Annotated in this window: 18 protein-coding genes; 13 read left to right on the top strand and 5 right to left on the bottom strand. The window is 42.4% G+C overall.

Annotation, left to right across the window (positions count from 1 at the left end):
• Positions 1–127 precede the first annotated feature (127 nt).
• Together V7K30_RS19060 and V7K30_RS19065 are read right to left on the bottom strand one after the other, a co-directional pair.
• Positions 128–1,255 carry a hypothetical protein gene (locus V7K30_RS19060; protein ID WP_335001882.1) on the bottom strand — a complete coding sequence of 376 codons (1,128 nt, stop codon included), beginning with the start codon at positions 1,253–1,255 and terminating at the stop codon, positions 128–130.
• 283 nt (positions 1,256–1,538) lie between these two features.
• A complete protein-coding gene (locus V7K30_RS19065; protein WP_335001884.1) occupies positions 1,539–2,921 on the bottom strand; it encodes a galactose oxidase-like domain-containing protein in 1,383 nt (460 codons plus the stop codon).
• A gap of 906 nt (positions 2,922–3,827) precedes the next feature.
• On the opposite strand from V7K30_RS19065, the gene V7K30_RS19070 reads away from it, so the two are divergent.
• The 4 genes from V7K30_RS19070 to V7K30_RS19085 all read left to right on the top strand — a co-directional run bounded on the left by V7K30_RS19070 (position 3,828) and on the right by V7K30_RS19085 (position 8,053).
• Positions 3,828–4,883: a glutathione S-transferase family protein gene (locus V7K30_RS19070; RefSeq protein ID WP_335001886.1), complete on the top strand. Its 1,056-nt coding sequence runs from the start codon at positions 3,828–3,830 to the stop codon at positions 4,881–4,883.
• A 52-nt stretch (positions 4,884–4,935) separates the two neighbouring features.
• A complete protein-coding gene (locus V7K30_RS19075; protein WP_335001888.1) occupies positions 4,936–5,820 on the top strand; it encodes an aspartoacylase in 885 nt (294 codons plus the stop codon).
• A gap of 612 nt (positions 5,821–6,432) precedes the next feature.
• A complete protein-coding gene (locus V7K30_RS19080; RefSeq protein ID WP_335001890.1) occupies positions 6,433–7,416 on the top strand; it encodes a polysaccharide deacetylase family protein in 984 nt (327 codons plus the stop codon).
• Between the two features lie 397 nt (positions 7,417–7,813).
• Positions 7,814–8,053 carry a hypothetical protein gene (locus V7K30_RS19085; protein WP_335001892.1) on the top strand — a complete coding sequence of 80 codons (240 nt, stop codon included), beginning with the start codon at positions 7,814–7,816 and terminating at the stop codon, positions 8,051–8,053.
• A gap of 441 nt (positions 8,054–8,494) precedes the next feature.
• On the opposite strand, the gene V7K30_RS19090 is transcribed toward V7K30_RS19085, so the two are convergent.
• The gene (locus tag V7K30_RS19090) at positions 8,495–8,758 is read right to left on the bottom strand and encodes a hypothetical protein (RefSeq protein WP_335001894.1); all 264 of its coding nucleotides are present in this window, start codon (positions 8,756–8,758) and stop codon (positions 8,495–8,497) included.
• A gap of 199 nt (positions 8,759–8,957) precedes the next feature.
• Between V7K30_RS19090 and V7K30_RS19095 the strand changes: the two genes are divergently transcribed.
• Positions 8,958–9,572, top strand: coding sequence for an acyltransferase (locus tag V7K30_RS19095; protein ID WP_335001896.1), 615 nt, complete (start codon positions 8,958–8,960; stop codon positions 9,570–9,572).
• A 131-nt stretch (positions 9,573–9,703) separates the two neighbouring features.
• Here the strand turns inward: V7K30_RS19095 and V7K30_RS19100 are convergent, their stop codons facing one another.
• Positions 9,704–11,086 (bottom strand): cytochrome P450, encoded by a 1,383-nt coding sequence (locus V7K30_RS19100; protein WP_335001897.1) that lies wholly within the window; start codon positions 11,084–11,086, stop codon positions 9,704–9,706.
• Between the two features lie 260 nt (positions 11,087–11,346).
• Between V7K30_RS19100 and V7K30_RS19105 the strand changes: the two genes are divergently transcribed.
• From V7K30_RS19105 to V7K30_RS19115, 3 genes are all read left to right on the top strand, one after another.
• The gene (locus V7K30_RS19105) at positions 11,347–11,979 is read left to right on the top strand and encodes a ParA family protein (RefSeq protein WP_335001899.1); all 633 of its coding nucleotides are present in this window, start codon (positions 11,347–11,349) and stop codon (positions 11,977–11,979) included.
• Positions 11,979–12,719 carry a hypothetical protein gene (locus tag V7K30_RS19110; protein WP_335001901.1) on the top strand — a complete coding sequence of 247 codons (741 nt, stop codon included), beginning with the start codon at positions 11,979–11,981 and terminating at the stop codon, positions 12,717–12,719. The genes V7K30_RS19105 and V7K30_RS19110 overlap by 1 nt, the downstream gene beginning before the upstream one ends.
• Positions 12,720–12,987: 268 nt before the next feature.
• Positions 12,988–13,581: a Uma2 family endonuclease gene (locus V7K30_RS19115; RefSeq protein ID WP_335001903.1), complete on the top strand. Its 594-nt coding sequence runs from the start codon at positions 12,988–12,990 to the stop codon at positions 13,579–13,581.
• A 273-nt stretch (positions 13,582–13,854) separates the two neighbouring features.
• On the opposite strand, the gene V7K30_RS19120 is transcribed toward V7K30_RS19115, so the two are convergent.
• Positions 13,855–14,751: an alpha/beta fold hydrolase gene (locus V7K30_RS19120; protein WP_335001905.1), complete on the bottom strand. Its 897-nt coding sequence runs from the start codon at positions 14,749–14,751 to the stop codon at positions 13,855–13,857.
• Between the two features lie 303 nt (positions 14,752–15,054).
• Here V7K30_RS19120 and V7K30_RS19125 point away from each other — a divergent pair, with 303 nt between their 5' ends.
• The 5 genes from V7K30_RS19125 to V7K30_RS19145 all read left to right on the top strand — a co-directional run bounded on the left by V7K30_RS19125 (position 15,055) and on the right by V7K30_RS19145 (position 20,528).
• Positions 15,055–15,366 carry a BMC domain-containing protein gene (locus V7K30_RS19125; RefSeq protein ID WP_335001907.1) on the top strand — a complete coding sequence of 104 codons (312 nt, stop codon included), beginning with the start codon at positions 15,055–15,057 and terminating at the stop codon, positions 15,364–15,366.
• Positions 15,367–15,451: 85 nt separating this feature from the next.
• Positions 15,452–15,802, top strand: a complete 351-nt coding sequence (locus V7K30_RS19130) for a carbon dioxide-concentrating mechanism protein CcmK (RefSeq protein WP_335001909.1) — start codon at positions 15,452–15,454, stop codon at positions 15,800–15,802.
• A 1,193-nt stretch (positions 15,803–16,995) separates the two neighbouring features.
• Positions 16,996–18,183 carry a HetZ-related protein 2 gene (locus tag V7K30_RS19135; protein WP_335001910.1) on the top strand — a complete coding sequence of 396 codons (1,188 nt, stop codon included), beginning with the start codon at positions 16,996–16,998 and terminating at the stop codon, positions 18,181–18,183.
• 238 nt (positions 18,184–18,421) lie between these two features.
• Positions 18,422–19,657, top strand: coding sequence for a pilus assembly protein PilB (locus tag V7K30_RS19140; RefSeq protein ID WP_335001912.1), 1,236 nt, complete (start codon positions 18,422–18,424; stop codon positions 19,655–19,657).
• Positions 19,658–19,844: 187 nt separating this feature from the next.
• Positions 19,845–20,528, top strand: coding sequence for a Crp/Fnr family transcriptional regulator (locus V7K30_RS19145; RefSeq protein WP_335001914.1), 684 nt, complete (start codon positions 19,845–19,847; stop codon positions 20,526–20,528).
• Positions 20,529–20,538 lie beyond the last annotated feature (10 nt).

A 20,538-nucleotide genomic window follows, 5' to 3' on the forward strand; every position in this document is an offset into this window, starting at 1 on the left:
GTGGGGTTCTTTTATTATGGGTAATTTGGCGGACATGATATAAGGTGTACCAATCAATGCCAATAAAAAGTCCTCAAGGCAAGATGAGGGTTTGGCACTTTTTTGCTAGATATCGGCTCAATCCTTTCTACCCACGAGCAAGCGTAATCTGACTCGCGTCAAAGTCTTGTAGCCGAGTCATGTTTCCACTGTTTTTATCTACGCTATACACAACATTAGGTGTCTCATACCTCATCGCTCCAAAGGCGAGGAGTTGACCTGTTGCAGAACAAACTAAGCTTTGTAAGCCATTATTCCATGCTTGACCATTAACTTTCAATTGTGCCAGTCTGATCGGATTTTTTTGATTTGAATCTAGCTGCACCAGAGTTGTATCACCACTTGATCCAACTAAGGACGTATAGAGTTTTCCATCTGGGCATTCAGCTAGATTACTGAGTCGCTCATCGTTCGGGAATTTAACCTTACTAATGAAACTGATCGCTCCTGTTTGCAGGTTAATCTCTACCAATCTGATGGGCGGTGTACCGTTCTTCTTACCTACTAAACCGATGAGTCGCCCATCATTACTGCCTACCAAGCTCCCAAGCTGTTGATTCTGTTTAAGTCCTGAGACTATCAAAGTTTTTACAGGCGTACCCAAAAATGTAATGCGAGTAGGTGTATCCTGTCTCCTACTAGTGCTAATAGGAGTAACGGCTACGACAAGTGTGCCATCGCTTAAAGAAGTGAAGCCACTCAATGTCTCGTTAGCCTCTACTAAAGGTTTAACGCGATCGGTAGGTGTGCCATTGCTTGAAGAAGTGAAGTCACTCAATGCCTCATCAGACTCTACTAAAGCTGTAATGCGATCGGCAAGTGTGCCATCGCTTAAAGAATTGAAGATACTCAATGCCTCATTAGACTCTACTAAAGCTGTACCTTGCTCGGCAAGTATCTGAGAGATTATTGGAGTTAGAAGTTGAACCTTTCCTGTATTTAAGGATTGCAAACCAAAGGATTGCAAAATAAGTCCTAGTCCTACAGGCTTAATATTTGTGAGTACACTGTCTGAGTTAATGCTGTCTAATTCAGTGGTGTTTACCTCTGGAATAGCCGTTTGGTCAGTGTTGATGATAGAGCCAGAACCTATACCTATAATTTTAAAACTTGGTGTTTGCGCCAAAGTTTTGTTGGTTACATAACTAAGTCCAGATACTATAGTTCCAGCAAGTGCCAGCTGGCCAAACTTTCGACGTGATAGCTTGTAATTCATATTTCCACTCCTAGAAATAATGACTTTTATTCAGTAAAGTGCAGTGTATTAAACATCAATGCGTAACAGGATGTTTGAAAAGTCTTCTTCTTGTCGGGATCAAAAGTTCTAGAACCCTCTAAATACCCTGATGAATTGGGAGATTTTGATTCCGGTTCCCCCCTTTTAAGGGAAGCCAGCGGGGGGATAGGGGGTTTCCCCCATGAGAGCGACTGGCGTGGGTTAGGGGGAATCTAAAAGTGCCTAAAGTCACAGCAAAACACTTTTCAAACAACCTCTAAGACTAAAATAATCGCGTCCAGGTTGCTACTGATGGTGTTCCATTGTTGTTAGTAATAAAAAGCATGTACCAGCCTGGTGGTGCTATGTTTCGATTGTTTGTTAGCGTGACATTGAGAGAAGTAGCGTTCCTAGAATTAATCGGTACATCCACTAACCTTTGTTCTGTATCGCAGGAATGGGTGGTTGCCATTGGTCTAATCAAACTAACCCATTTTATATTCGCAGCCTGGGCTGTCTGAATCGTAAATTGCAGCCCGTAGCTCAATGTTCCAGGAGCGCTCTGAATGATTGGTCGTGGCTGCGACATATACGCAGGACTGTAGATTTCTAATCGCAGTTCATTGACAGTCCGCGCGGGGTTACCCCCAGCTGTGGCTACCCTACCATCTGGTAGGAGCAAGGCCACCGAGTGATATACGCGGGGGACATTTTGTCTAGCTACTACTGTCCAGGTATTTGTGGCTGGATTGTAGATTTCTGCTGGCAGCATTGATTGGGTTGAATCCTCACTCATTTTGCTACCATTACAAACAAAGACTGTGCGATCGGGCAACAAAACTGCGCTAAGATGCATCCGACTATAATTTAAAGACTTTGCTGGTACGTAAGTTGGGTTACTAGCTTTTAAATCTACAATATTTACCCTGTTTGTTGTTGTTCTATCATTACCCCCAACATTATTACCCCCACCAATAATCATGACTTTTTGGTCTTGTGCAGGTGGTAAAAGTACACTGGTAGCTTGGTTCCCGTAAGTTGCGGCTTGCAGCCCTGGTACCACTTTTTCTGTAATGGATTGCGTAAATGTTCCTGGCAGGGTTAGTATAGTTGGCGCTACTCCAGAGCTACCCCCCATCTGAGCACCTGAATAAAAGATTTTTCCACTACTTAGTAAAAATAAATTCGCATATGGTGCGAAGGAACTAGTTGTTGGAAAAGCGTTCCAACCATTTGCAAATCTAACAGAATAAATTTCTGGTTGTCTGTTAAGCTTGCCATCTTTATCCGGCCCAGACAGTGCAAAGATCCGACCGCTGCCTAGTGTTAACAGAGTAGGATACCAGCGGCCATTATTCATTGATGGCTTCTTGACCCATTTCTCGGTAATAGGATCAAACATCATAGCAGAGGGTGAACCATAAAATGGGTCATAGCGTAGAGTTCCACCGGCAACCATTAACAGACCTTCAGAGCGGAAGGAGTGACCAGCGCAAAAAAGGTCAATAGGTTGATTATTACTATCCAATGGAGGCGCTTGACGGGAAAAGGTTCCTTTACTCACATCCCAGACCACACTGTCATAGGGAGTATTTAACCGAGCGGGATCATTACCTGAACCGCAGAAAAAGAATACCTTACCAGTATGAAGTAGAGCCGCATGCATAGGTAGGATTGGAACTCTGTACGGCAATATTTGCCATTTGTCTGTAGTAGTACTTTGAGCTATGAAAATCCCTAAATCCGTTTCCTCTCGAAGGTTAGTTTTGTTATTAGTTTGAGTCATTTTATTTACAATTTTTCCTACGTAAATTTCCCATTTTTGTTCTTTTTTTCAGTAATTTTTTCCTAAATTTAAGTAAGTGGGCAAGAATAAATCATATTGTACTACGCGTTGTAGTATGAATAATTAAAGGTTTGTAGTAAGGGCTTCAGCCCTTACTACAAACCTTTAATTATTCACGCCCACTTAATTATATCTATACTTCTTTAGGCTTACTTAGTGTTAAGATGTCATATTTTTTTTTTAAAGCTAAGATAAAATCCGTTTTATCAATAGTAATTACCCTGGAAGAAATTTATGTTTTTGAGTATCTAATTACGCCTTGTATTGAGTTTTTGGGGTAAGGATGAACGATGCTTTTAAATTATGATGCATAGACGTAAAGAAAAGTTTGAGGGTCAGTTTTCTTTGCTCATAACTTTGAAAGCAGCTTGCCATTGGGCATCGCTGGCTTAAAAATTGTGTTTGGGATCTCGATTTTTGACAAATGGTTGATCACCTTAAATTGTCCCCAATGGTGCGATGTGATAATAGGTACATACATGAGAAACGAAACTCACTTTAGTCGAGTTGGAACCCCCGGATTTATCCGTAGGGGAGTTCAGGCAAAGATGCAATTTAAATGAGGATTAGCCTAAAGCTTAGAGATTTTTCGCAATGAACATCATATAAATTACAGGCAAAGCGTAGTAAAGTAAAGTAGTAAAACTGAAAGTGGGTTGTAAGCATGGAAACCTACTTAGTAGAAACAGTGGTAACGTCAATCGCTCCTAAAGCAAGATTGTCGCCATGAGCAACTCAACTCCAATGAATGACGAGAAAAATCTCCCAAAGAAAAAGAGCAGGACACTCCCTCCCAAGCTGATCATCTGGCTGGGAAAGTTTGTCTGGACGACTATGTGGCAGATAATGATGTCAAAGCTTGCTCCTAGCAATCAGTCGGGAGCGTATATTCGTCCTAATAGCCAGTTTCGGAAGTTCATTGGCACAGAGGAGGGGAATCTTTACCCACCAGCAGCGGGGCGCTACAAACTCTATGTTGGGCTGGGCTGTCCTTGGGCGCACCGAACCCTGGTTGTGCGATCGCTCAAAAAACTCGAAGCGGTAATATCAGTATGTATCGTCTCTCCTTCTCCCATTGAAGGCGGTTGGATATTCAACGAGGAAGAAGAAGGTTGTCAGACACTGGCTGAATTTTATCAGCTGGCAGAACCTGGTTACAGTGGACGCTCTACAGTTCCAATTTTATGGGATAACCAAACAAAAACCATCGTCAATAATGAGAGTTCAGAGATTATCGTGATGCTGAACTCTGAATTTAACGAATTCGCCAACAATCCCACACTGAATCTTTACCCAGAAGCACTCAAAGAGAAAATTGACTGGTGGAATGAGAAGATTTATCACGCGGTAAATAACGGCGTGTATCGCTGCGGCTTTGCCCAAAGCCAAGAAGCATACAATCAAGCCTGTAATGAACTGTTCGCAACTCTCGATGAGATTGACATTGCATTGCAGACTAGTCGATATCTGTGTGGGGACAATCTCACGCTTGCAGATGTCCGTTTATTCACGACGTTATTTCGGTTTGATAGTGCCTACTATGGGTTGTTTAAGTGCAATAGGCAGCGAATTCGAGACTATCACAACTTGGGAGCTTACTTACGTGATCTATATCAGCTTCCAGGTGTAGCTGACACCTGCGATGTCGAGAGTGTGAAGCGAGACTACTACGGGAACCTATTCCCACTCAATCCCGGTGGGATTATTCCCAATGGGCCTGATATGTCTTATCTTAATCAACCACATGGGCGCGATCGCATTGCCAAAGTGAATGCTTCATAAGGTACATTGAGAACTGATACCTCGATAGCTGCATTCTAGAGTTGGTGTAATCGTGAACCAGATTAATCGAGTTGCAATTGTCGGTGGAACTCATGGCAATGAGTTTACTGGGGCTTACTTAATCCAAAAATTTGCCCAGTTTCCCAACTTAATTACTAGACCAAGTTTTGAGACAGTCACTCTATTAGCAAATCCTAACGCTTTTGCAGCAGGGAGGCGATATCTAGAAAAGGATTTAAATCGCTGTTTTCTCAAGCAAGATTTACAAGATCCAACTTTAAGCAGTTACGAAGAATTGCAAGCTAAATCAATTCAGGACATCCTAGTATCAAATAGGGATAAACAAGTAGATTTCATCTTAGACTTGCACAGCAGTACATCTAATATGGGTCTGACAATTATTCTCGACAATCGTCATCCCTTAAACTTGAAGCTGGCTGCTCATCTGAGCCGAATTAATCCTTTGGTGAGGATTTATCGCTGCTCTTTTAAATCAATTGAAGAAAACCCATTTGTAAATTCCCTCTGCGAATTAGGCTTTGCGATCGAGGTTGGCCCCATTGCCCAAGGTGTATTAAAAGCGACGCTTTTCCAACAAACAGAGGAACTTGTTCACGCGATTCTAGACTATCTGGAACAATTTAACCAGGGTGAAATTTTATCAACTAACGAAACGTTAATTCTCTATGACCATTTATCAGTTGTAGACTATCCAAAAAAACAGGATGGGACAATCTTTGGGATGATTCATCCTGAACTTCAGGACAAGGATTATCAAGCCTTGAATCCAGGATATCCTATGTTTTTAACGTTTGATGATCAAACAATTCTTTATCAGGGAAAATCTCCCGTTTGGCCTATTTTTATTAATGAAGCAGCTTACTACGAAAAGGGAATTGCAATGTGTTTCACTCAGAAGCAGCAAATTAACATCTAGTAGTGGCGAAAGTTTGCCTACCTTTAACAAGGGCATTTTGCCTCTTGTTGAGCAACTTGTCTTGTCAATTGAGATGGTAGGTGGATTTACGCCGTGCTGTACTAAGATGTTGATAAAACTTTATGTATAATAATCGCTTTTTCTTGGAAGTGATGATAGAAATTGAGCATCAGAATCATTAATAACTTCTATATCTGGCGCGAACGCTAAGACTTACTTATAATATAGGTTTAAATGTGTCTTGCTTATAATATATTGATGACCAATAATTAAGTATCAAGGGAAAACGTTGTCCGAAAGGCTGATAAAGTCGGGATCAAGGGAGCGCTGAAAACCCATTATCTAATTCACCGGGAATATCTTTTAGACAAGCAGAATTTGTTGGTAATGGAACACCTATTAGTGTTCAATCTAGGCGATGTCTACACGGCTACGCCTATGCCATGCTGCTCTTAAAGTCACTTATGATTTTGAAAATGATCAGCCGCAAACCTTCTGGCTTGAGATTTATCCTAAAATCAGCCCTGAGTAGAACTATGAAACTTGACTCATAAAGCCCAAACCTAATACTATAATTTACGCAAAAAAATTGTCCAAATACTTAAACTAATAATGAAAAGCAAGCGACCAGGAAACAAACCAATAGCCAGTCTTTCTTTAGACTTGGATAATGCTTGGTCTTTTCTAAAAAATCAGGGCGCTCCGGGTTGGGAGACTTTTCCCTCTTACCTGGATATCGCAGTCCCTCGTTTCTTAGATATTCTCCAGCAATGGGATTTGACAATCACAGTATTCATTGTGGGTCAGGATGCAGCGCTGGAAAAGAACACTAAAGCATTACAAGCGATCGCTAGCGCTGGTCACGAAATTGGCAATCACTCATTTTACCATGATCCTTGGCTACATCTGTATTCAGAGGATGAGATTGAAAAAGAGGTGGCCTTGGCAGAAGAACATATCAAGCGCGTCACTCATCAACATCCTATCGGCTTCCGGGGGCCTGGATACAGTTTTTCTCCTGCGGTATTGAAAGTCTTAGCACGACGGGGATACGAATATGATGCTTCGACTTTTCCCACATTTTTGGGGCCCATAGCACGAGCGTATTATTTGATGACCTGTAAACTGAGCAAGGAAGAACGCAAGAAACGGGAAGCCCTGTTTGGCGGTTTCAAAGACGGTTTGCAGCCTCTGAAACCTTACCAGTGGCAGATGGGTAAGGATAAACTGACTGAAATTCCTGTTACCACTATGCCAATTTTCAAGGTGCCAATTCACTTCAGTTACATAATGTATCTGAGTACATTTTCTTCGGAAGTGGCGTTACTCTACCTGCGAATTGCCCTGTGGCTGTGTAAACTTACACGCGTCCAGCCTTCTTTGCTACTCCATCCTACAGACTTTTTAAGTCAAGAGGATGTACCAGAACTATCATTCTTCCCTGGAATGAGCGTTCCGACTTACAAAAAGCTAGCAGTAATGAACAAAAGTTTAGAACTTATATCCAGTCAGTTCAATGTTTTGACTGTTGGACAACACGCCAAATTTGTAACCGACGCCCGCCAACTACCTCTATTAGTGCCTCAAAAGAGGTAAAAATATGATCTATGCGATTTATCAGTCCAATTTGTATCCTTAATTACAGGCAAAATTAACTTTGACCTGTCTTTGAGAAGGAAGAAATAGTGTTGGCAAAAAGATAAATTTATTTTTATAATAGTTCCCTATTCTAATGTCTTTATTAAAACTTCTGGTGATATCGCTTCCCCAGAGGTTATTTTTTAAGATGCGATGTCCAATCAGATTTTTTAACTTTTTTAGCAGAAGTCCCCCACGCTCATTTGGGACTCCAAATCAGTGTATGGAGGATGGCACTACTTGTCTAGATTTTAAATAGCAGCCAGTTCTGTTGAAACCAGCTGACATTTGCTAGCAAGAATGTGTAAAGTAATTGATAGTCAATCACTATCTCTAATATTTGACACATCTATCTATGGTTAGAAAAACCCAACGTCTTTTGCTGCTAGTTGTTTCCTGTAGTATAACTGGTGTAATTTTAGGAGGTACTGCCGGTTGGGCAGAAAGTAGTCTCTGTCTGCAAGACAGTAAGGTTACAAGTGAGTGTCTAACTCAAGATCCAATCCAAAAAACTATCCAAGGAATGAGTACCGGATTGTTAGCTGGGGCTGGGGCCGCTCTCGGTGCAGCATGGCAGTTACGGCGTGAAGATTGAGCATGAACTACCTACCACTAACCCGGAGTACCGGGTTATATCAGGTTTGTGTACTAATTGTCCAGTGCCTCCACTTAGACTTTCGCCCAGCATGAAGTCTTACCTCCCCTCCTACAGCAGAGACGGCTGATAGCGCAGCGTAAAGCCAACTCTTAGAGAGGCTTGTCTGCGACACGCTCCGCGTAGCTTGCTTCCCCAAAGGGGTACGCTTAGAGCGAGTCTTCTCCCAAAGGGAGACGCCAAGGGCGAACGAGCGTCACCTTCCCCCAATAGCCATCTGATCCCTTCTGCTCTAATAATTATCGCTGCATTTCCATCTTGGTCATGGTGAGTACCGGAGTGAAGATCAGTCCCTTTCTGAGGGAGACAATCATGGCGAATTCGCAAGAGGGTTGGATTACAAAAACTGGGCACGGAAGAATTTCTGTTGAAGTCGGGCAGTCAATCATCCTGATTTATGGGGCTTTGGAAGAATACCCATCTTATTAATGCACGAGCAAATTTCTGGTGTTGTTCAGCTAGATGTTGAGGATAGATGAACTGAGAATTGCCCATGAAGCGGTACACCCAGCGACAAAACTCCTCTAGCGATCGCTTAGGCGATTTAACAATGTAATCTACGTAAGTAGATTTGCCATCTTTTCCCTCTTCACTTGTCCCAACACTAATCTTTGAACTCGGAACTTGAGCTTCAAAACTTGACACTTCAAGCTTAAAACTCGTAATGTTTAGCTCACCTTTACAAGGCTAGCATCCCTCACCCTACTTTTAGAGAAACGGTATTCACACGGGAGAAAATACTCTAATCAGGGAAACCTAACAAATGTAAAGGGTGCTAAAGTACCCACGTCGTTTTTCCTCCTTGGTTGAAAGCCAGAGAGTTCCGAGACTTCCATGAGGTTTTATGAAAGAGATCAAAAATAAAATTACAAATAAATTAGAGCGACTATTGGAACAATGGTTAGTACCTCGTCTGGTACGGTGGGGAGAATACTTAGAAACCAAAATCAGGCGATACAAGCATCAAGAACTGAAGAGTCAATTGAAATTTTGTGGCTCAGGTCTACGATTTAAGCGAGATATTAAAATTGACCATCCGCAAAATGTATCTCTGGGAAATAAAGTCTACATCGGCCCAGATGTCTTATTAGATGGACGTGGCGGAATCACAATTGGCGACAACACCACACTTGGATTTAATGTTGTTATCCTCTCTGCAAATCACAACTATCAAAGTAATGATTTGCCCTATGAGCATAATGTCTACATTCATAAACCTGTTGTTATCGGTCGCAATGTTTGGATTGGCGGAAATGTCCTAATTGTTCCGGGAGTTTCCATTGGAGATGGTGCAATTGTGGCGGCTGGTACGGTTGTAACTGCTAATGTTGAACCTTTAGCAATTGTTGGAAATCAACCTATGAGAACAATTAAATACCGCGACAAAGAACATTATGAACAACTCGCCAATAAGCAACAGATTCAACCTGAAATATCAGCTAATTCTGACACTCAATAGTATGACTGATTAACCAAACTTGACATATTTCGCGCTAGAACCCCACCCCGCCAAAGCTACGCTTTTGCTCCCCTCCCCGCAAGCGAGGAGGGGTTGGGTGTTTTTATGATCGTAATTAGCCGAACTTGATATTACACCAACACTGGTGTATTGGCACGCTTTACTTGAGGTGTTGCAATCATCCGCATTCCTGCGGGTGCGGCTATAGTTAAACCACGGCGCACAGGACGCACAGGACGTTTATTCACTAGCGATACTTGAAATTCCGACAAAACAGTTGCCAAGACGATTTTCATTTCATACTGGGCAAATGCCATTCCAATACAGCGACGATTACCGCCACCAAAGGGCAAATATTCGTATAGTGAATACTGTCTTTCTAAAAAGCGTTCTGGTTTGAACTGCTTGGATTGTGGGTAAACTTCTTCCCGATGATGTGCTAAATAAATACTGGGGACTATTGCCGTTCCCTCTCGCAGTTCGTAGCCCATAATGTTAATTGGGGTCTTGACAATCCGCACGAAAGCAGTCATGGCGATTGGGTAAATTCGCAATGTTTCTTGGCAAACTGCTGTCAAATAGGGCAATTTAGCTACATTACTCAAATCGGGGTTAACTCCAATGGTGTTGAGTTCCTGTAGCAACTTCTCCCGCACCTCTGGTAAATAGTCAATCCAGTAAAAAGCCCATGTCAATGCGGAAGCGGTAGTTTCATGTCCCGCAACTAGCAGCGTCATTAACTCGTCGTGTAATTCTTCATCTGACATCCCTTGACCATCGTCATAACGAGCAGCCATCATCAAACTCAGGATATCTTGGCGATTTTGAGCAGATTCAGCCCGACGTTCTCGAAGCAAAGCATAAATAAGTTGATCAATTTTTTGCCGTTGTTGCAGAATCCAACCCCACGGACTCCACGCACCGAAATCTTTTTGCATGAACCGGAAAAAGAAGGCGCTGGACATTACGGGCGAACTGATGAAGTCTAGTAAGTCACTTAGCGATCGCCTCAGTTCCTCAAAAAGCTCTCCTTCATTCAAACCAAATACAACCCGGAGAATAACACGCAAGGTGATTTCTTGCATCGACTCACGGATCTTAAAAGGCTTGCCAATTTGCCATTCATTACTCACCTGTCGGGTTATTTTACAGATATCCTCACCATAAGCTCGCATCCTTTCGCCATGAAAGGGAGGAGCTAATAGTTGCCGTTGGCGCTGGTGGCGATCGCTATCTGATAACATAAAGGAGCGATCGCCAAGCAAAAATTTTAGTCCTATGTTCCCCCTCCCAACCTCAAAATGGCTGGAATCAGCAGTAAAAATCTGCTCAAGTGCTTGGGGTTGACTAAAGTACACAAGATGGTTATCCCCGCGACTACTCCTGATAGTAAAGGTGTCACCATAGATTTTGGCAAAATCATCCACATATTTCAGTGGCTGACCAATAAACTTGATCATCCGCAGCCAGCGCGGCATTTCAGGCCCATCAGGCAAATTGTAAGTTGCTGTCATAGAATTTTGTGAAGTTGATGGCTTCTGAATTTTATTGTTACGAGTTTTCATGTTCTTGAGGGTCACATAAAGCGGTATATTCTTGTAAGGCAGTCCCAATGAAAAAGTTTCATCACCAGGGACTGAGAACTAGGAACCAGGTACTAGAGACCAGGGGGACAAAAAGGAGAATCATAACTCCTAACTTCTAACTCCTAACTCTTAACTCTTAACTCCTAACTCAGCACTCAGCACTCAAGAGGCAGAATCGGAAGCAAGCAGTGCCAAAAATCATCGCTATTCTCAACGGTAAAGGAGGAGTCGGTAAAACGACTACCGCAGTCAATCTGGCTGCAAACTTTGCGAAGAAAAAAAAGGTGCTGCTGATTGACGCAGATATTCAAGGTTCTGCCAGTTGGTGGTTTGGGCGCAGTCAGCAGGGAATGGGGTTTGATTTATCTCAAGAAACCGATCCTACACTTTTAGGTGATTTAGGAAAGATAACAGGTTACGATTTAGTAGTGGTGGATACGCCTCCCGCGCTGCGCTCTGAAGCATTAGTAGCGGTAGTTGCGATCGCAGATTATCTAGTTTTGCCTACACCCCCAGCCGCAATGGATTTAGCTATCCTCGTGGAAACAGTCAAGGAAGTCGTCATCCCCGTGGGAACCCCCCATCGGGTACTGCTTACCAAAGTCGATACGCGCAGTCTGGGGGAAGCACAAGAAGCAAAAAACACTCTGACTCGGTTAGGTATTCCTACTTGTAATACCTTCATCCGTGCCTATAAAGCTCATGAACGAGCGGCACTTGAGGGTGTAGCGATCACTCAATGGCGAGGAAGTAATGCACGGGAGGCGGAATTAGACTACCGCCGTGCAGCTGATGAATTACAGCGTGATTGGAGAAAATAATGGTTAAGAAACAAAGCCTCTCTGACTTATTACAAGAAGAGGCGCAAAAATTTACACCCCCAGAAGGTGAATCTGCGATCGAAGTTACAGCAGAAAAAATTGCCGATGAACAGGCTTTGTCTGATGAGGAATCCTCAACACAAACACCCGAGTCAACTTCTATTAAGCGCACAAGTCCCACTAAGGCTGATTTAGAAGCAACTGTCAAAGAGTTGACAATTAATCTGGAAAAAAGCCACAAAAAAGAAGCATCTCTCGGAGAGGAAATTACTGGTTTGCAATCAAAATTATCTAAACAAAAAACATTTGTATCGGAACAACAATTAGTGATACAACAGCTAACAAAAGAACTTGATGAAACAAAAAAAACAGCCCTGCAACTTGCAGAAGCAAATTCCCATCTGATAGAAGAAATTAGTGCTTTAAAACAAACAGCAGAAGATAATTCTAAACTTGTTGTCAAAGAAACTAGTGCGATAAAACCAGTAAAAGAACAATACAATCCATATAACTACAAAAAATCACATCGGCCATCGGAAAGACTAGCTCAAAATCAACCAGATGAGTATGCTGATAGTGTTGTGAAAGAAACTAGTGCGATAAAACCAGTAAAAGACCATTACAATCCACTTAACTACAAAAAATCACATCGGTCATCGGAAACACTAGCTCAAAATCAACCTCAAAATCAACCAAATGAGTATCCTGATAGTTCTAATGAGATGTGGTTACTTGACTAGAGTCAGTTAATCAGTCAGATAAAGATTAATGGCACAAATCAAAATCTCTGGCACTGCTTAATTTATCCGCCATTCCCGTAGAAGCCCAACCCTTTAGCCCTTCCCCGCTTACAGAGAGGAGATAAAGGGCTAGGGTTGCAAGGATTGTAGAAATGGCAACTAATTTAGGACTTACCCATGAGTTACGGAATAACGAGGAATCCTGGGCGCGAACCGTTGAACTGATACAATTAGGAAATGTCCAGAGCGGCTATCAGCAGTGGAGTTTATGAAGACGATGAATACAACCACAACCGTCAATAAACTCACCCTAGAAGAGTATCTTGCCTATGATGATGGCACAGACACCCAGTATGAACTTGTGGATGGAGAGTTGGTCGAAATGCCGCCGGAAACTGATAGAAATAACTTAATTTCTCTTTATCTACTGGCGGAATTTCTCAAGTTTGTGCCGATTCAACTCATTTGCCACAAAGATACAGAACTCGTGGTCATAGGCAACCGAACTCGTGTGCGACTGCCAGATTTGATGATATTGACGCAAGAGTTATTAGCGGCTCTAGGAGGGGGGCGAGCCACGATTACCCCAGATATGCCTTCCCCAATAATGGTGGTTGAGGTTGTCTCTCCTGGGAAGGTGAACGAGGATAGAGACTACCGTTATAAGCGTTCTGAATATGCCGCACGGGGTATCCCTGAATACTGGATTGTTGACGCTGATAAAGATCGAGTTACCCTGCTGACTCTGGTGGATGGGCTGTATGAAGAAGCTGCGTTTCAGGGAACAGACCTGATCAAGTCAGTGACTTTTCCAACGCTGGATTTGACCGCAGCCCAAGTATTGGTGGCCGGACAGGTCTAATATCTGACTTTTAGCCGTTAAGTCTGGAAACGCCAGATAAGTAGTCGCACAAAAATATTTACAGTCATTGCGATTGCTTCATTCTGCTTCTCTACGAGACGCTCCATTCACAATGACATTGTTTAATTAATTCTGTCTGACTACTTAATAGCAACTTATGTAGTGAAGACTTAGGTTATGTGTACGTTCGTAGTGAGCGATTCATCGCTCAAAACAAGGATTATCAGGACTAAAGTCCTTATTACAAACTTTAATTTCTTTACGCCTAGCAACTTAATGTGGTTCACCACAAAAGTCTAAAATCTGCTGCGCGGTAATTTGTGGTTGTTCCAAGTGTGGGAGATGACCACAATTTTGAATCCAGACGAGAGTACTGTGTGGAATTGCCCTTTTAAACCTTGTAGCATCCCCAGTACCTAAAATTTTATCGGCATCGCCCCACAAAATTAGCGTTGGTTGCACAATTTGTGATAGCGTTTCAAATCTAAAAGCACTGTAACCACCGCTTTTGGTAAAAGCAATCAAAGCTTGATGCCAACTGGGCATTTGTAGATGTAATGCTCCACAATACAGCGCATCGAGAGATGCAAGACTTTGATTTTTGTATCCAATGCGCGAAACGCGATCGCGCACTTTAAGATTACTCAAAAATTGAGTTGCTAAATAATCCAACGGGGGAAACATTAGTTTACTTAACGGTGAACCACCCGCTAATCCTGCACTGTCAATTAACACCAGCTTTTTTACCACTTCCGGGTAAGTTAGCGTAAAATCAATCGCCGTCGCACCCCCCATCGAAGCACCCACCAAAATTACAGGTTGGTTAATCAGGCTTTTCCAGAAACAATAAAGATGGGTTTTAATCGCAGTTGGGCTATAAGCAATTCCTGAGAGTCTATCTGTAAACCCAAAACCCAACAAATCCACTGCCCAAGTTTCATTATCTCCAGAGAGCAGTGGCAAAAGCCGACGGAATTCTAATACAGAACTGTCAAAGCCGTGAATTAATAAAATAGGAGTTCCACCACTCCCTTGCTTGACATAGGTTGTGGTAACTGGTTGATTAGTTAAAGGAGTAGCGATCGCAGAAGTTTGAATACTCCGAGCTAGTGCGATCGAGGTAGGTTCTGTCAGTTGCCCAACAGATGTAGGAAGAAAATTCGGAAACATAAATTTCAGTTTATCGTACTAGCTTGCTTCCACGCATCGCTGATTTTGTTAAACAACAAAATTACACAAACTAACGTGCTGAGATATTACTTATAATATATAAAACATAGACCAGCGATTATCAAAACATTCTAACTCCTAACTCCTAACCGGAGGCGGAGCGTCTCCGGCTTTGCTCCTAACTCCTCACTCCCCACTGCCGCAGAATTCCTGGTATCAAAGAAAGTTTTCCAAAATGTCAAAATTGGGACTAAAGCCACTTACAATTAAAATCGCCTATCCCTTAATCCAGGAGCTAATGCCATGCCAATGGCCGTTGGCGTAATTGAAACTTTAGGTTTTCCTAGTGTCTTAGCAGCAGCAGATGCAATGGTCAAAGCTGCCGCAGTCACAATTGTGTACTATGGTCAAGCGGAAAGTGCTCGCTTGTTAGTCGCCGTCCGGGGACACGTTGCTGAGGTAAAAAGAGCAGTTGAAGCCGGGATCGCAGCTGGAGAGGAAGTAAAGGTTGGTGCAGTAATTACCTACTACATCGTTCCTAATCCCCCGGAAAATGTGGAAACCATATTACCAATCCATTTCACTGAAGAATCAGAACCTTTCCGCATCTTCTAAGCAATTCCGCCATCAAAATCTGTAGCGAAGCTTCGTACAATTAATTTGTAACCCGCATATCGTTTATTCATACAGGAGATTATTAATGTCATTACAGGCAGTTGGAGCACTTGAGACGAAAGGTTTTCCGGCGGTGCTAGCAGCAGCAGATGCTATGCTAAAAGCTGGTCGAGTCACCCTCGTTGGTTATATCAGAGTAGGTAGCGCTCGTTTTACAGTTAATATTCGTGGCGATGTTTCTGAAGTAAAAGCCGCTATGGCTGCTGGTATTGAAGCCGCAGAAAATGTTTATGGCGGTACCCTAGAATCTTGGGTGATTATTGCTCGTCCCCATGAAAACGTTGAAGCTGTTCTGCCAATTGGTTACACAGAACAAGTCCAACAGTATCGAGAATCTGTAGAAAATCCCATTGTTAGATCATCGAACGGTCGATAAAGTCAACCCCCTGTGAGCGAATTCAAAACGAAAAATCCCCATAAATGAATTTAAAGAGAAGTCTTTTGTAAGGCTGATGACGATTAAAGCTTTTGATGGTTGCATTCTTTCTGTTTTTAGATTTTGCATAAGTTGAATTTTGAGCAGAGGGAAAGCAACAGTCAGAGTCAATAGTCAAAATCAATATTGACTCTTGGGAATGTAAAAGTTTTAAGAAGAACTTGTCAATGTTAGAGGCGTAGTTGTGGGTGAAGCTAGTTTAAAAAAGATAAATTTGCCTATCAATCCCTACTATCCAGAATAGCGTAGGCGTAGCCCGTCGTAGACATCGCTATGTGGCATACTGGGGCTGATTCCACGCTATTGTAATAGTATTTATCCAAAATTTATTTAAGGTTTTATACAAGGACTTATTTAACATCCTTTTAAAAGCTAATTTGCGTATATACACTTAATAATATAAAAATATATTACGAAATTTAACTTAATACGATTTAGTTAAGGCTTGATCCTCCCTAACTCTGTTTAAAAAGGAGGGAATTAAGCCCATTTTTAAAGGAGCTAGCGCGGTCTTCTATTTTCGCGTAGAGTTGGGGAGACGATGCCGCCCATAGCGAGCGTAAAGCCTTCTCTATAGAGGCTTGTCTGCCACACACTGCGCGTAGCTTGCTTCCCCAAAGGAGTACGCTTAGAGCGAGTCCGCTAACGTCTAGGGTTTCCCCATGAGCGACTGGCGTGGGTTGGGGGAATCTTCCGGGGCAAAATATCCTAACACCAAGCGTATTGAGATTTAACTAAGTATTTTACTACGTAAGGGATTGTAGAGGGTTGAAACTTATACGGGTGAAATAACGTCTGGTATTAAGTTAAATTAGATTCGTTCCTCGGCTCGGTTATAAAATGTCAGATTTCCTCAACCTATTTCCTGCAAAGCAGTATCCTTACCACTTTAGGCAGATTTCTGTTCTCAGTTAGATAACATAACTTTACAAAAAGGTTAAATTAACATAATTGAGCTAAACGTATCATAGACATGGGTTTGGGGGATTTTGAAATTGCAAGCAAAATATCAATCCAGCAATTTCTGCATAATTTTAGTGAATTAAGACGTAATAAAAGTGGAATCACTGAGCTATTTTCATGAGACTCATGAAATCCGAGGAAATTGCCAGTTAAACAATTAGGTGGGACGAATGGGGGTTGTGATGCAAACTTCAAAATTGAGTTTCGAGGAACGCAATCTCACTATGACAACAGATGTGGAAGAACTGGCTCTAGATTGGCGAAAACGCTTGGCTGCGGAATGTCCAGATCAAAATGAAGCTGCTAGGCAAAGTATTATTCTCTGGCTATTTGGATCTGACTCAAAACGGTTTGATCTGTTTAACCCTAAGGAACTCGATATTGCTAAACAAGCGATGGAATATCGCTGGAGAATTTTACGTCAACGCTACTTGGGGTTAGGGCGAGAACGTGCTTATCGCAACTTGATAACGCGATTGGGGAGTTTAGTAACATTACGGAATAAGATTCAGACTTGGGTTGCTCTGAGCCGCGATCGCCAGCGTAGTGTCATGGATGTGTTGCAAGAAGTACTCCAAGAATTATTGCAAAGCGATAGCTACATGCAACAGCAAATGGCTGATATTGCCAAATATACAACCGATCGACGATTGGGGGATGCTTTGCTATTTGCCAGTGTAGAAGAATATTGTCTGCGGCCAGTCCGCAATCAACCCCTATTAGCTTACCGATTTGTGAATTACTTGCGTCGCACTCAGCGCGGTGGCTTAACCCAAGTGCCGGGCCGTGACTTGATTAGACTAGTGTCGGAAGAAGTTCTCACAGACGATAATGATAATCGAGTTAACTTAGTGGATAGTCAGGCGATCGCAGAATATCAAGAAGCACAACAACTAGAGGAACAACAGGCGCTGCGCCAGTCAGTACAAAAAGAATTTGAAAATTATTTACAAGAAAATCTGGGAACAGACGCAGTGGAGTGGCTACGACTGTATTTGCAAGGTAAGTCCCAAGAAGAGATCGCCCACAGATTAAATAAGCAGACTAAAGAAGTATACCGTCTGCGAGAAAAAATTAGTTACCACGCCGTGCGCGTCTTTGCCCTCAAAGGTAAACCAGAACTCGTAGACAGCTGGCTCTCAATTTCCTTGCAAGAACATAACTTGGGATTAACACAAAACCAATGGCAGCAACTTGATGAAAAATTGACTCCTCTGGGGCTGCAAATCCTAGATTTGCGGAGAGCAGGTAATTCAATAGAAGCAATAGCCCAACATTTAAAACTCAAAACCCATCAAGTGCTAGGCGAATGGACAAAAGTCTATCTTACAGCCCAAACTTTAAGAACCCAGGAGTAAGCTGTGAGGCATCCAGTTGATCAATTTAGGCGGTGGGAGACAAGAGAGACAAGGGAGAAAATTGCCTCCTTGTCACCGTCAAAACTTAGTATTACCCACAAGCTGAAATTCATCTTCTACTTACGTCTACTTATGTATAGATAATTGAATTTTTAACAATCTAACAAAGTATCTTTATTAACTACCTACTAAATTAGAGGCAAAATATTATATAACCAAACACCAAGTAATCAAATCTATGTTGTCTTCAGAGGGGGAACTAAATGATACCGCAGCAAATGGACAGCAAATGCTAACTGCCACTAAAACGAAGTGGGAGGAAGGAGGCGATCACGAGGAAATATTCCAACTGATTGATAGTCTTTTGTCCTTTGAAGCTTGCCTCTACCACCAGATTTTGCCCTTTGGATTAGAAGACAAAAACCTCTTGCTAGGTATGGTTCATCCACAAGAGAGCGAGGCACTAGATTATGTTGGTCGCATTTTATCTTATATCAATTACACAATGGTGATTGAGGCGATCGCAGCCGACGCTCACCGCAGAATTCTGTCAGCCTACCTCAACCATAAGAATACATCCCAGCTAGATGCAAAACTTGTGCATCAGCAAACTGAGGACTCTCCTCCAATACATAGCGCAGCTAAACCTATTCCCTCCCTAGATGCCGACTCTGAATCAAATCAACAACCAATATTGATGGCGTTTCAGACACAAAAGCGTCAAAATTCTGGGCAGCGCGTAGACTTGCCTGCTATCCCAGAGCTAGATAAATCGTCTCAACCTACCAGAACTCAAGAGGGGGAGACTTCCGAAGCAGCACCACCGGATAAATTACCTATTTTGCCCACGCAAGTTACCCAACTATTTAGTCCGATTGAGGTGTTGCCAACACTACCACCCAAGATATTACTAGAAGAATTACTAGGACGAATTCTGGCTGGAGGAATTGGTCGGCTGTATTTAGAAAGACAAGCTTACGAAGGTAGGATACTGTGGAGTGACAATGGAGTCTTGCAGTCTGTATTAGACAAACTGCCGCTCTCGGTTTTCCAAGGAGTACTAAATGAATTAAAGCGGTTTGCTTCCCTGCCTGTCACCACGGTTGCAGAACCAAAACAGGTAGAGAAGGAATACATATATCAAAAAAATCGCTTATTATTACGCTTGCGAGTCATGCCGGGAACCTACGGCGAAGAGGCAACACTCCAAGTATTGCGAGGAGCAGCACTAAAGTTCTATCAACAACAACAGTTAGCGCGTCTCGGCCACGATGCCTTAGGAATTTCTCAACAACTAAACTTCAAGTTACATGAATTACAAGAACGGCTTTTACTGAATCCCAGCCTTGATTCTCAGCAATTAGAGGCAATAGTAGCCCTGAATCAACTAGTGAAAAGTTTAAACCAACAGATCAAAATACTGGCACTGGATAGCAATCCACCAACAAACAGCAAATCATCGGTCTGTCAGTGAAACCGCTGATTTCGATCGCATACATAATTGTTATGTTGTAATGGAATCCTAGACTGAGCCAGTTTAGAGGCTCATCTCAAATAAATACAAATTTTGCGATCGTATTCTGAGTAAGATTACGGTTTAAATAAACTTATAGTAGCAAAGTTAGTTTCCCGCTCTTAAATCCATTTGTTGCAAATATTTCATGCTAACTGAGGTTTTTAGTGAACTTTTCCCCTTAATGAGTACAGCCAATCCACAGACTTTGGAATGGCTGCTCAACGTTGCAATTGAACATGAATACCCATCTGGGCGAGCCGTTGTGATGGAAGATGCCTGGGGTAACGCCGTTTACTTTGTGGTTTCTGGTTGGGTTAAAGTCCGGCGTACCGTCGGGGAAGATTCAGTAGCTCTGGCAATTTTTGGTCATGGCGATTTTTTTGGAGAAATGGCAATTTTGGATGAGTCTCCACGCTCAACCGATGTCATTGCCCTTTCACCCGTGAAGTTGCTTAGTATCTCTAGAGAGCGTTTTATTCAAATATTGTTTAAAGACCCGCAGTTACATCACCGCATGTTGCAGCTGATGGTGCGGCGATTGCGGCAAATTAACCAGCGCTTACAAATGCGGTCTTCACCACCAGCGGTTAAACTCGCCCATACCCTAGTGACTTTAGGTGAAAGCTATGGTCAGGAATCAGACTTAGGAAAAGAAATTTTTAACATTCCCTTTAAAGATTTAGCAGAGGTGACAGAAATCGGCGTTGAAGAAACCACCAAAATCATGGAAAAACTCCATGAAAAAGGGTGGATAAAGATTGATAGCGCCAACAACATCAATTATCTTGTGAACTTCAAACAGCTGATGAACTTGGCTGGCAAAGTGTGATTGCTTTATT

Origin of the sequence: Nostoc sp. (genome assembly GCF_036917655.1) — a bacterium.
Lineage (GTDB): Bacteria > Cyanobacteriota > Cyanobacteriia > Cyanobacteriales > Nostocaceae > Nostoc.